The sequence below is a fragment of the Rhodopirellula sp. SH410 genome, assembly GCF_055811895.1.
This window is the reverse complement of the sequence record NZ_CM147949.1, coordinates 4,742,724-4,755,304: the sequence shown is the minus strand read 5'-3', so window position 1 is coordinate 4,755,304 and position 12,581 is coordinate 4,742,724. Positions and strand designations below refer to the sequence as shown.

General features: G+C 58.5%; 12 protein-coding genes. 4 read left to right on the top strand and 8 right to left on the bottom strand.

Annotated features, from left to right (window positions below):
- Window positions 1-43: 43 nt before the first annotated feature.
- On the bottom strand, window positions 44-517 hold the full coding sequence (locus SH410x_RS17425; RefSeq protein WP_473669325.1) for a hypothetical protein: 474 nt from the start codon (window positions 515-517) through the stop codon (window positions 44-46).
- Entirely contained in the window at window positions 507-1,439 is a 933-nt protein-coding gene (locus SH410x_RS17420) for a DUF1559 domain-containing protein (protein ID WP_473669323.1), read from the bottom strand. The genes SH410x_RS17425 and SH410x_RS17420 overlap by 11 nt, the downstream gene beginning before the upstream one ends.
- Before the next feature lie 660 nt (window positions 1,440-2,099).
- Between SH410x_RS17420 and SH410x_RS17415 the strand changes: the two genes are divergently transcribed.
- The gene (locus SH410x_RS17415; protein ID WP_473669321.1) at window positions 2,100-3,383 is read left to right on the top strand and encodes an ankyrin repeat domain-containing protein; all 1,284 of its coding nucleotides are present in this window, start codon (window positions 2,100-2,102) and stop codon (window positions 3,381-3,383) included.
- A 206-nt stretch (window positions 3,384-3,589) separates the two neighbouring features.
- On the opposite strand, the gene SH410x_RS17410 is transcribed toward SH410x_RS17415, so the two are convergent.
- The 4 genes from SH410x_RS17410 to SH410x_RS17395 form a co-directional block, all read right to left on the bottom strand.
- Window positions 3,590-4,504, bottom strand: a complete 915-nt coding sequence (locus tag SH410x_RS17410) for a dihydroorotate dehydrogenase (RefSeq protein WP_473669319.1) — start codon at window positions 4,502-4,504, stop codon at window positions 3,590-3,592.
- Window positions 4,501-5,154 carry a phosphopantothenoylcysteine decarboxylase domain-containing protein gene (locus SH410x_RS17405; RefSeq protein ID WP_473669317.1) on the bottom strand — a complete coding sequence of 218 codons (654 nt, stop codon included), beginning with the start codon at window positions 5,152-5,154 and terminating at the stop codon, window positions 4,501-4,503. The genes SH410x_RS17410 and SH410x_RS17405 overlap by 4 nt, the downstream gene beginning before the upstream one ends.
- A complete protein-coding gene (locus SH410x_RS17400; RefSeq protein ID WP_473669315.1) occupies window positions 5,151-5,549 on the bottom strand; it encodes a tellurite resistance TerB family protein in 399 nt (132 codons plus the stop codon). Before SH410x_RS17400 ends, SH410x_RS17405 begins: the two co-directional genes overlap by 4 nt.
- Window positions 5,550-5,830: 281 nt before the next feature.
- Window positions 5,831-6,676 (bottom strand): purine-nucleoside phosphorylase, encoded by an 846-nt coding sequence (locus tag SH410x_RS17395; RefSeq protein ID WP_473669313.1) that lies wholly within the window; start codon window positions 6,674-6,676, stop codon window positions 5,831-5,833.
- Window positions 6,677-6,780: 104 nt separating this feature from the next.
- Here SH410x_RS17395 and SH410x_RS17390 point away from each other — a divergent pair, with 104 nt between their 5' ends.
- Window positions 6,781-9,216 carry an ATP-binding protein gene (locus SH410x_RS17390; RefSeq protein ID WP_473669311.1) on the top strand — a complete coding sequence of 812 codons (2,436 nt, stop codon included), beginning with the start codon at window positions 6,781-6,783 and terminating at the stop codon, window positions 9,214-9,216.
- Window positions 9,217-9,312: 96 nt separating this feature from the next.
- Here SH410x_RS17390 and SH410x_RS17385 read toward each other — a convergent pair whose 3' ends face one another.
- Window positions 9,313-10,185: a DUF1559 family PulG-like putative transporter gene (locus SH410x_RS17385; RefSeq protein WP_473669309.1), complete on the bottom strand. Its 873-nt coding sequence runs from the start codon at window positions 10,183-10,185 to the stop codon at window positions 9,313-9,315.
- Between the two features lie 259 nt (window positions 10,186-10,444).
- Between SH410x_RS17385 and SH410x_RS17380 the strand changes: the two genes are divergently transcribed.
- Window positions 10,445-11,455, top strand: a complete 1,011-nt coding sequence (locus SH410x_RS17380) for an endonuclease/exonuclease/phosphatase family protein (protein WP_473669307.1) — start codon at window positions 10,445-10,447, stop codon at window positions 11,453-11,455.
- The gene (locus tag SH410x_RS17375; RefSeq protein WP_473669305.1) at window positions 11,452-11,664 is read left to right on the top strand and encodes an RNA-binding S4 domain-containing protein; all 213 of its coding nucleotides are present in this window, start codon (window positions 11,452-11,454) and stop codon (window positions 11,662-11,664) included. Before SH410x_RS17380 ends, SH410x_RS17375 begins: the two co-directional genes overlap by 4 nt.
- Here the strand turns inward: SH410x_RS17375 and folP are convergent.
- Window positions 11,648-12,535 (bottom strand): dihydropteroate synthase, encoded by an 888-nt coding sequence (gene folP / locus SH410x_RS17370; protein ID WP_473669303.1) that lies wholly within the window; start codon window positions 12,533-12,535, stop codon window positions 11,648-11,650. The two genes, SH410x_RS17375 and folP, sit on opposite strands and share 17 nt — an antisense overlap.
- Window positions 12,536-12,581 lie beyond the last annotated feature (46 nt).

Below are 12,581 nucleotides of genomic sequence, written 5' to 3'. Positions count from 1 at the left end.
CTGGTATCCTAGGGCGAGCGGGAGTGGTGTGGGACATGGTTCGCTACTTACTGCTCAATGGAAAATGGAGTGGCTGCGTGTCGATGCCTACCGTGGCGGTCAACCTGCTTTGGGTGTTGTAGATGGCAGGGAGAACGAGATGGGTTCCCCGAGGCATTCGTTTGCCTTTTAGTTCTGCCAAGACATGCTCGTCGTCGTGAGCAAATTGTTGATCGTCGGCATACTCAATCTCGATGCGGTGAGTACCGATACTCGGGCCATGCTCCGCATCGGCTTGGAACTCACCTGCGTGAATTTCCAATGTCGTTTTGGGCCCCAGCGTCGTACCGGTCGGTACGAACCGAATCGTTCCATCCTCCAGAGGCTTGTCGTTGACGGTGACGCTGCCGCTGACCGCTGCGGTTTCCCAGTCATGTGGGACGCGGGAATGACAGCCAGCACAAGATACGATCGCCACCATCACCATCCCGCGACACCAAGGACCTGATGGCCTCGCGGTATCTTGCTTAGAACGCATCGATGATCTCACTTCCATTGCGCGTCGCAAGGGCATCGACAATGGTGGCGTCCAAGCTGTCCGTCAGAAAGTGCACTGACCCGTCGGCATAGAGGAACTGCAGCCCGCCGACATGATCGCTACGGAACGAGCGAACCCACCCGCTGTCGTAGATGCCATCGTTGGGGATGTCCTTGGGGTTGAATGCAAACTGGGTTGTGATGCCCGTTGAGCCGGGGTAGGGGTTGCCCCAGTAGGTGAATGAGAATCGTGAAGAGCCCGCGCAGTCACCGCTGCTGAACTTGTAGTCGGGCAGATTGTAGGCGGTTTCACCAAACATCATCGTGTTCGAAGAGCCATCAAGGAAATCCCGAAACCCTGTCTGTTTCTCCACGGTATCGCTGTACACGATCGCACCGTTCAGGCTCGGCCGTGGCGTGCCATAGTACGACCAGTATTGGTTGTAGTCCGTTGATCCGATTGAGGCGGCATAGTTCCCGGGAGCGCGTCCCGAATCGGAACTGCAACTCGGCACATCTCTTCGCATCGGCGATGACGGGCACAGGAAAAACGGAATCCGTTGACCTGTCACGGTGACATTTTTGGGATCGGAATTACTAAGGGAAAAATCGTATTGCTCAAATGCGGCCCCCTGTTCGATCAACGGGAGAATCGACGTGAAGATGCTGCCGCCACTGAGCGTGCTGTTCGCGTTGACCGTGGGAAACCGGTTGAAGGTGCTGTGGTAATTGTGAGTCGCCAGCCCGATTTGTTTCATGTTGTTTTGGCAGGACATACGCCGGGCGGCTTCCCGCGCCGACTGCACCGCTGGCAACAATAAACCGACCAAAACGCCAATGATCGCAATCACCACTAGCAACTCGACCAAAGTAAAACCGCGGGGGGTGGAATGCGGCATACCGGACACAATAGAACGTCTCATACTCTGCTCCTTGAAACCCTCGGCTCGTCAGGGCGCTAGACCATGCTCATAGACATTGGTAGCGCACTGGACCGGGGAAAAACCAAAACGGACTCACTGATCGGTTCACGTTGAAACGTCAGTTTCAGTTCCGAGCGTGGCTGGCAAGAAGATCGAACGCACAGCATCCGCAATTGCGGAGTGGGTCGATGCATCCAAGGAGGCTGGCTGCGTCGTCGGCGATCAAAATCGGCTTAGTGATAATGATTCTCATCACAGAATGATGGGGCCGCCGCGGTTTGTCAATCGGCACGCTCCGAAAAAAACTCGTGTGGATGGTCCCTGCCGCTGAGCAGAAGGCGTCGAGGTTGCCGCCCGAGGCCCCGATGCGAGATGCGAGATGTCCCGATGCGCGATGCCCGACGCCTGCGCCAGTGGCGAGGTGCGACGTCTGCGAATCCGCCCGGGGGCACACAATCGGAACTCCCATGCCTTCCCACCCCCGGGCGAAACATCGGCGGCATGGTGAGCAGGTCCCCGGCGGTTGGCAGTTTTCCCGGGGCCGACACGACTGCGGTGGCAAACATGCTGTCCTCCGCATGACTTCGACCGCGACTTCGATTATACCGAAGAGAAATCTGAGTCACCCATGGTGACATTGCCTTACTAGGAGTTCTGAAGATGGGTGGTTTTTCAGCGAGCTATTTGGTGCGAGCCTCCGATGCGGAGTCTGTCGCCGAAGAACTGCAGCGACTCTTGGCAGAGGAGGGATGGAAACAGAGTACCGAACCGTTAGATGACGAAGATACATGGGGTGTGGGCGGCGCGCGGCGTGGAATCATCGTTTGCGAGGCGGTGGGTGGATGGGTCGCCGTGATCGACTCCGCTGCGATGGTCAGCGAAACGCCGGCCAATCTTTCGCGAGCACTTGCCACGAGTGCCTTCAATTTCCATGTTCACGACAGCGATTTCTGGACGTATACATTCTTTCGACAGGGCGAGACGGTCGATCAATTCACCAGTATGGATGAGCGTGAGTACTTCGGTGGCGTGCTCGGCGATGTCGATGATATTCCCGACGAGAATGCCGATGGGGCCACGGCCAGTTTCGAAGAGCGTTGGGGATACCTCTCTGATTGCCTCGGTGAGGACGTCACTCGAACTGCGTTCGATGAGGCACTGACACCGGTCGACCTTTCGACACTCCCGAATGGCTCGCTCGCGAGCGGCGAGGAGGGACTGGCGGCGTTTCTCCGATTGTTGGGGTGCGATCCTTCGCTGGCGCACCTGAGTTACCGCTATTGGTTGGAAGCCGCAAGTGCTCAAACCTTGGTGCAGCATCGCCATTTGCTCTACGCGCACACGGATGGGGCGGGTGACGGCACCCATCCGATCGATGGCGAAGGGCTAACGGTCGATTTGCCGGGAGCCGCCCTGCACTCGGCGGCCTCTAGCAGCGACCTCGAAACGATTGAGCAACTGATCGCCAGCGGCACCGACGTCAACGGGATTCCACGGGGCTTCACAGTGACCGCCCTGGCGATGGCAGCGAGTTATGGGAGTCCAGAAACGATCCGCCTGCTCGTTTCCCGCGGCGCGGATCTGCAAAGGAAAGGCAACGAAGGCGTTTCACCGTTAATGTTTGCGGTGCAGTCCGGCAACGCTGCGAACGTGTCCGTACTCATCGAACTGGGGGCTGACCGACACGAATTCGATTCGATCAACGGATCGTTGTTGCATCACGCCGTCATCATTCAATCCGTCGAAGTCGTTTCATGTTTACTGGAACATGGCGTTGATGATTCGTTGAAAAACGATGAAGGGCTCACGCCTCTCGAATACGTCAAGATTCGACGCAACGCGATTGAACAAGCCCTCGCAGGGATGGGCGGACAGGACACGGCGCTGCTCAGCGAGTGTTTGAAAGCCTTCCTGGGGATCGAGCAGCGATTGGAATCCAATTAAGGAACGTGCAGAAAATGACGGTCTAAAATTGTGGTCGAACGCTCTGCGGTCGACCATTCCGACCGCGGAGCGTTCGGCCACTGAACCCCAAGAACGCGAATGCAACGAAATCAACAGCTTGCTGGGCAGCGAGTCGACCGGCCAAGCACCATGGGGGAGTGGCCTCTCGCCGAGAGCGATCTGCCTGTTGCGCGGACTCGCGCCGCTCAGACTTCGAGAGTGCCAACGATGTCGGCGATGGTCGTGGCACCGAGTTCGGCGAGGGCAGCGGGGAGTTCATCGATGAGGCGCATCGAGAGCGTGGGATCGTAGTAGTTGGCGGTCCCGATTTGCACCGCCGATGCGCCCGTGACGAGAAACTGCATCACGTCATCGAGGCTGGCGATGCCACCGATCCCGATGATGGGGATCTCGACGGCTTGGCGGACTTGATAGACACAGCGGAGGGCGATCGGTTTGATTGCGGGGCCGCTCAGCCCGCCCATGCCATTGCCGAGGATGGGGCGACGTTTTCGCCAGTTGACGGCCATGCCGAGCACAGTGTTGGTAAGGCAGACCGCATCGGCTCCGCCATCTGCGGCCCCGCGGGCGATGTCCGCGATGCTGGTGACGTTCGGGGTGAGCTTGGCCAGGATCGGGACGTTCGTGGCCGCTCGTGCCGAGGCTACGACGCGTTGACAGGATTCGGCGTTGGTACCAAAGTCAATTCCGCCGCTGACGTTGGGGCAGGATAGATTGAGCTCGATTCCAGCGACGCCTTCACATTGACCGATGCGTGCGGCGAGCTGGGTAAAGTCGTCCACGGTGCGTCCCGCGATGCTGACGACGATGGGTGCGGCGAGCGTGGCGAGATAGGGCAGATGGTGTTCAACGAAGGCGTCGACGCCGTCGTTGTCGAGCCCGATCGCATTGAGCAAGCCAGCGGACGTTTCGACCGTTCGCCAAGGAGCGTTCCCGATGCGTGGTTCGGCTGTGATGGTTTTAGGCAGAATACCGCCGAGCCGATTCAGGTCAACGATCGACTGCATCTCGCGGGCATAGCCGAACGTGCCCGACGCGACCATGATCGGATTGGGCAGCGTGAGCCGGCCGAGAGTAGTTTGCAGCGTGGGAACGGTCATGGCTGAATCAAGCGGTGATGAATTTGATGGATGAGTCGGTCGGCGACGTGTTGTTTGCTGCCCGAAATTGTTTCAATGATATGGCCGTCACGCCCCAACAGTTCGACGTTGTTATCCGCGGCATCGATCGCTTCGGGACCGTTGCTGACCATGAGGTCACAGCATTTCTTTTGCAGTTTGACGGTGGCGCGAAAGTGGCGATCATCGGTCTCGAGTGCGAAACCGACAACCCATTGATCGCTGCGTTTGCTTTGGCCGAGAACTGCGATCACATCGGGGGTCTCGATGAGCTCCAACGCAAGCGGCTGACCGGTTTTCGACAACTTTTGATCGGACACCTCCAGTGGCTTGTAATCGCAGGGAGCGGCGGCGCCGATCGCCCCATCGCAATGGGAGAAAACGTCGCCCGCAGCGCTGAGCATTTCTTCGGTCGTGACCACCTGAATCACTTGGGCAGCCGCTGGATAGTCCACCGCGACGGGACCGGACACAATCACGACGTCGTGCCCCTGCTCGAGCGCGGCAGCGGCAAGGGCAGCGCCCATCCGTCCGCTCGACGCGTTGGTGAGGTATCGAACCGGGTCGAGGTACTGCCGCGTGGGTCCGGAGGTGATCAGGATTCTCGCACGGCGCGGGGTGGCGTCGCTCACGTCCGGTCTGCCTTGGATCCGTGGGACGCATCATTGCCGCTGATGACGGACGTGATGATTTGATCGAGTCGCTCGCCGACGATGTTCATGCGGGCGGCCGCGAGCGCAAAGAGACGCTTTTCTGATTCCGCAAGATGACCATCAGCGGCCATCATCGAGATCAGATCAGCGAGTAAGGCTTCCCGCGACGTTTCCTCGGCGGGCAGTTCGAGCGCTGCATCATCGCCGAGCCCGTAGGCGAGTGCCGATTGCAAGTCATCTTGCCCGAGACCGAGTCCAACACAGCGGTCGGCCACCCACTCGACTTCACGCTGGCCAATCGAGCCATCGGCTAACGCCATCACGACGATATTGCGAAGGTGCCGTTGACGCTCGGTATAGGTGGGGTCGCTCATAGGAGCCGGGGGGGTTCGCGAATAGTGATTGAAAAGAGGAGCAGCGACGCATTTTAGCAGAATGGCAGCGACAGAGAATCGGACTGAGCCGCCGAGTTTCTGCGATCCTCGATTCCACTGCGGCAGTCTGATAGGTGCCATCGATTGGGGACGCCGTAGCGGTGAGTGGGGGGCTGTAGGGCACCGGGCATGATCGGTCGGTAGACGGATAACGCTGCCCACCAAGCCGCTGCCCATCAAACCGCTGACGCGGCTCATTCCAGCTGCCCGCTCGCTTGGATTCAACGACTCGGAGAGTCGCTGTTATTGATTTCGCCGACGACGCCCCGGACGATGGCCCGGAGTCGGGGTTCGGCAGCGTTGGCGGTGGCGATGATGTCGGCGACATTGGCGGGTTCGATCGCATCGGGCAAACACATGTCCGTGATCACGCTGAGTCCCACGACCTTCAATCCGCAGTGAACCGCCACGATTGTTTCGGGGACGGTGCTCATGCCGACGACATCGGCGCCGGCATTGCGTAGGAAGCGGTATTCGGCGCGGGTTTCCAAGCACGGGCCGGCCACGGCGACGAAAACGCCTTTCTGCGGGTACAAACCCTCGCGGTGCGCGACATTCATCGTCCGCTCAATCCACTCGTGATCGTAGGGCTCGCACATGTCGGGAAACCGCGGGCCGAGCCGATCGTCATTAATGCCGATTAACGGATTGCCGCCCAGCAGATTGATCTGGTCTTCGATGACCATGATGTCCCCGTTTTCAAAATACGGGTTCAGTCCGCCACAGGCGTTGCTGACGATCAGCAGTTCGGCACCGAGCTCTTTAAAGACACGCACGGGCAGCGTGATGTCCTGCAGCGAATAGCCTTCGTAAAAATGAAAGCGGCCTTCCATCGCCATGATTGGAACGCCGGCGAGCGTGCCGATCACCAACCGACCGGCGTGCCCGGTAGCGGTCGAACTGAGGAAATTCGGGATGTCGGCATAGTCCAGAATCGCTTCGACGTCGATATCTCCGACCAATCCGCCGAGCCCCGTGCCGAGGATGATGCCCACTCGCGGAGTCAGCTCGGTGTGCTGGCGAATGTAGGCGCAGGTTTCTTGAATCTTGTCGTAAAGATGAAGCATGAAATAGTTTGGCTGTGGACGAGTTCTGCTACGAAAGACATTTGAATTGGGTATGTTATCAGCCACGATGATTCTTTGCATTGCCTCTGACGACTGATTTTGCCATGGCCGCTCCTTCGCCTGATGTGTTTGAAAAGCTCGCGACGTTTTATTTGGGACGTCACTATGACTTAGCGGACGGCAAACTGCTCGACGACCTGATGCTCTACGACGCGAAAGACTTGTGCACCCATGCGATGTGCGTCGGCATGACGGGCAGCGGCAAGACGGGGTTGTGCATTTCGTTGCTCGAGGAAGCCGCGATCGATGGGATCCCGGCGATCTGCATTGACCCCAAGGGCGATCTTGCCAACTTGATGCTGGCCTTTCCCAATATGCAGCCCGTCGATTTCCAGCCTTGGTTGGAGGCCGGCGAGGCCAGTCGGAGGGGCGTCACGCCGGAGGCATTTGCGGCTTCGACGGCGAAGACCTGGAAGGACGGTTTAGCGTCTTGGGGCGAGTCGCCGGAGCGAGTTGCGAAGTACAAAGATGCGGTGGACATCGCCATCTACACGCCCGGCAGCAATATTGGATTGCCGCTGACGGTCTTAAAAAGCTTTGACGCACCGCCTCCGGAACTACTTGACGACGCCGATGCAATGCGCGAACGCGTCACCGGTGCGGCATCAGGGTTGTTGACGCTTTTGGGCATGGAAGCCGACCCGCTGCTGTCACGCGAACATATTTTGGTCAGTTCGATCCTCGAGCATTGCTGGCGTGAGCATCGTAACGTTTCAGTGGGTGATTTGATCGGCCTGATCAATGCGCCCCCGATGACCCGCGTCGGTGTGTTGGATCTGGAGTCGTTCATGCCAGCGAGCGAGCGAAGCAAACTCGCGATGATGCTGAATAATCTGCTCGCCTCTCCCGCGTTCTCGTCGTGGCTCGAGGGCGAACCGTTGTCGATCAAGAAATTGCTGCATACCGCGGAGGGAAAACCACGACTCTCAATCCTTTCGATCGCACATTTGAGCGAGCAGGAGCGGATGTTTTTTGTGACGATTTTACTCAATGAAGTCGTCGCGTGGATGCGGACTCAGAGTGGCACGAGTTCCCTCCGTGCGATTCTATACATGGACGAAGTCGCCGGCTATTTTCCACCCGTCGCCAATCCGCCATCGAAGCCGCCGATGTTGACGTTGCTCAAACAGGCCCGCGCCTATGGGCTGGGCGTGACGCTGGCGACTCAGAATCCCGTCGACCTCGACTACAAGGGATTGTCGAATATTGGCACCTGGTTTCTCGGTCGTTTGCAGACCGAGCGAGACAAAGCGAGGGTGCTCGAGGGGCTCGAGGGTGCGGCCGCCCAATCAGGTAAACCCTTCCATCGCGGCGAGATGGAGCAGTTGCTCGCTTCTTTGGGCAGCCGTGTGTTCCTGATGAATAACGTTCACGACTCAGCCCCGACCATTTTCCAGACACGCTGGGCGATGTCGTTTCTGGCGGGGCCCTTGGCACGCGGGCAAATTCAAACTTTGATGGCCGACCGCAAGGCGGACCTGGCCCAACAAGCCAAAGACAAAAACGCGTCGGTCGCGAAGAGTTCTGTGACGCCGACACGACCGGTGCTGCCCGCGGGGATGAATGAGTCGTTCCTGGTACCAAATGTGTTCGTGCGGGGTGAGGGCAAGCGAATCTATCGGGCGGCATTGTTGGGCGAAGGGACGTTGCATTTCATTCGCAGCCGCGCCGGTATCGATTCCTGGGTGGACGTGCGACGGTTACTCGACTGTGGTGAGGCGGTACCCAACGATGCATGGGAATCCAGTGAGATGCTCGATCCGGATGCCGAGCTCGAGAAACAGCCCGATTCGACCTTTTCGTTCTCGCCCCTGCCTGATGCACTGCGAGGCAAGGCGACCGTAAAATCCCTGTTCAAAGATTTCAAGGACTACTTGTATCGCCATCATCCGATGCAGCTGTACAAGAGTCCGGCGCTGGGCGAGTACGCTCCGCCGGGAATGAGTGAAAGCGACGCTCGGCTGCATTTCCAGCAATCGGCACGGGAGCAGCGGGACTTGGAAACAGACAAATTGCGGGCGAAGTATGGACGGAAAATGGAATCCATCAAGAGCAAGATTCGGACAGCGGAAGATCGCCTGTCACGCGAATCGGCGCAGTACGATCATGCCAAGGTGAGTTCATGGGTGTCCTTGGGAGCGTCCGTTCTCGGCGCATTCATGGGACGAAAAGTTTTCAGCAAAACGAATGTTTCCAAGGTATCCACCGCCGCCCGAGGTGCCGGCCGGACGGCGCAGCAACACGCCGACGTTGAGCGGGCAGAACAACAGCTCAAAGAGTGCCGTCTGGACATGGACGACATGCATGTAAGGTTGGAAGCCGAACTGGAGGATTTGACGAACTCGCTCAAAATCGAGAACCTTGAACTGGAGACGACCGAGATTCCGCCACGCAAGAGCGACCTGAAAGTCAGCGATCCAATGATCGTGTGGACACCATGGCAGATGACGGCCGATGGTGACGCGGTACCGTTGTTTTAGCCATCTCGATGGTGGATGAAACATTGTTCGGCCCACGACCTAACTGCGCGCTCGGGACAAGGGGCCCCCGCTGCGAACTTCCGTCCGGTGATGTTTCTATTCGGGCTGTCGATCGCCGTCGTCGCGGTTGACCATGGCTCGGTAGACGTCCATGTCGATGGAATCTTGCAAGAACTTGACGGCTCCATCAGCCATTCCGACGGAGGCTCCGCCAGCATGCAGGCTGCCGAGACCGCCAACGAAGGTGGGGTCGTGGTAGATCTCCAGAGGAACGGGTTCGTTGATCGCCGTGCCCGCATTGCGCAGGCTACTCCGGGTGCCGCTCATCCAGCCCAGATCGTATTCGCGTGGAGAGAGTTTTTCTCCCAAGAGGATCGTGTACGAAATACCGTCAGGGACTTCACCCGGCACAATCCAGCGATTGAGCATCAGCAGCCCATCGTCGTTAACACCAATCGGTTTGCTCTCGCTGGCATGCAAACCTGCATAGCTGGTCGTGTTGGAAACCTGCTCGCCAAAGGAGGCGGGGCAGCGTAGGAATGGGAGGTCGGTCTCCCGTGCGGCTTCGTTGGCCGGCGCATAGACGCCCACTTCGAAATCGATCGTGTCGTACAGGGCATTGCGATCGAGGTACGGCAGTAGGGACGAGATCCAATTTTGATGATAGCCATCGGGCAGACTCGAAATGCTCAGCCCTGCCCCGGTTTCGGAGTCGGAAATGCTCCCGCCCTGAAAAACCTCCGCCGAACCGGTAAACGTGCCGCTCGGTAAGTGCTCGTGATCGAGCGCATAAGCTTGGCAGGCCAGCAACAGATGCGTCAGGTTCTGGTCGCAATTGCTGCGTCGCGCGAGCGATCGCATGTCACGGACGACTGGGATGGAGATCGCCAGCAGAATGGCGACGATCGTGAGGATGACAACGAGCTCAAGCAGGGAGAAGGCATTCCTGCGAAACAAAACCGGGTCCATGAAATTCTCTCTGTGCTGACAAATTGAAGTGAGTGCGTGTATGGTAACGAATGGTTATCGGGCGGTTGATGGAACGGCCCGATTCGTCCGTCGCGCCGCATGAACCCTCATACAACACCAGACCGTTAGCCGGTTGTCAATCAACTTGACACCGGTGAGCCGAGTGCCCTCCGGCACCGGGCAGCGTCGAGGAACCGGCCGCCTGCGCGTCTGGGATCACTCGATCGACCGTTTTTTTCCGAATCGGAACATTCATTCCATGAAAATCCACTCGCTACTCGTGTTGCTGCTGCTCGCCAGCGTGCCGAGTTCGACCTCGTCGGCAGCGGAACCGGCGTTGTCAGTGATGAGTTGGAATCTGGAATGGTTCTTTGATGAATCGAAGCAGGGAAACTTCAGCGACCTCGCCCAAGAAAAATCAGCCCCGACGCGAGATTTGTGGGACTGGCGTCGCGACGCCGTCGCCGCCTCCATCGCAAAGGTGAAGCCCTCAATTGTTGCGTTGCAGGAGATCGAAGGCCCGCGTGTGCTGTGGTATTTGTCGCGGGCACTCGATCGGGAGCATGCGCTGAAATACCAGGATGATGCGATCGAAGGCAATGACCGCTACACCGAGCAAGATGTAGGCCTGCTCACGACGCAGCCCGCTGAGGTGGTTTCGCTGATGCGGGGTGAGGTGACGCAGCGGATGCGCCGCGAGGGTACCTATGCGAGCGTGCCCAAGCATCTCGCGGCGATTGTCGAAGTCGTCGTCGACGGCGAGACGGAAACGATTTTGATCGTCAACGTTCATTTGCGAAGTGGCGTCGCGGGAGCAAAATTGCGGGCCAAGCAAGCGGCGAGCCTGAATCGTTGGCTCCAGCTTTGGCAGCAGCCCACGCATGTCATCGTGCTCGGGGACCTCAATACGGAAACCACCGCGGAACATGTCGCAGGCGGCAGTGAAATGTCAGTCCTCATGACGCGCGGAACATCCGATCCACGCGACGATCTTGTGGATTTGCTCGAGCAGGTTCCGGCCGCTGATCGCCAGACGCATCTCCTCGCGGGAAAACAATTCGATCGGATCCTCGTCAGCCAATCGCTGCTCGAAGACGAATCCGGCCGGCCTGACCTCTGTCTGCGGAGTGTCGCCGTGCGTCCTGATCTGGCGATCCGCGGCGGTGTGGACGTCGCCGATGAACACTGGAACCACTACTGGGAAATCGACGCGGCGAGCCGTGATCTCAGTGATCACTATCCTTTGATTGCGGAGTTTGAAATTAGATGAGTGATGCCCAACCGATGATCCGTTTGGATGACTTCCTCAAAGCCGCTGGCATTGTCGGCACCGGCGGGGAAGCGAAGGTTCGTATCCAGGCCGGTGAGGTGCTGGTCAATGACGTCATCGAAACGCGGCGGCGGCGGCAGTTGCACACCGGGGACGAAGTGAATTGGAATAGTGAAGTCTGGGTGGTCGAAGTTACCGACGATGATTGATCGCACCACACACATCGAACATGGTCAGAGCTTGTACCGTTTCGGCAACGTCGTGAACGCGTAACAGGTGCGCGCCCGCAGCGGCGGCGGCCAGAGAAACGCCCAGGCTGCCCGCCAGCGGATCAAATTCCCGGCCCGACGCGTCCACGATCTCTTGGAGTCTCTTGCGAATAAATCCTTTGCGGGAATGGCCGATCAAACACGCGCATCCGAGATCGGTAAATGCGGCAATCCCACGCACCAGGTCGATGTTATGGTCGTGGGTCTTGCCGAATCCGATGCCCGGATCCAAGCAGATGCGGGATTGCTCAATCCCCGCCGCCAGGCACGCTTCGCGGCGAGCGATTAAGTAGCTGCGAATTTCAGCGACTACGTTTTCATAGCGAGGGTCATCCTGCATCGTTTGCGGCGTACCCTGCATATGCATCACGCACACCCCAACGCCATGGTCACGCACCAGATTCGCCATGGCGGGGTCGCCTTCGAGCCCAGTAACGTCGTTGACGATTTCCGCTCCCGCGTCGATGGCTGCTGCCGCGACCAGGGACTTGCTCGTGTCGATGCTGATCGGAATTGTGATCCGCTTCGCCAGTTGTTCAATGACCGGTGCGACGCGAGAGATTTCGACCGATGCATCGACCGGATCGCTGTAGGGACGTGTGCTTTCACCGCCGATGTCGATGATGTCTGCTCCATCGGCGACCATTTGGATCCCTGCCGCGACGGCCGCATCGATTTGCAACGTCGAATCCTCGTTGAACAAACGTCCCCCATCGGAAAAACTATCCGGGGTGACGTTGAGAATTCCCATCACACGCGGTCGCCCCGTGAATGTGATCGTGCGCTGTGATGTTTGCCAAATGGGAGTCATGATGCGATCTACCTCGTCGTTCCGATACAACATTTGCGGTTGGTTT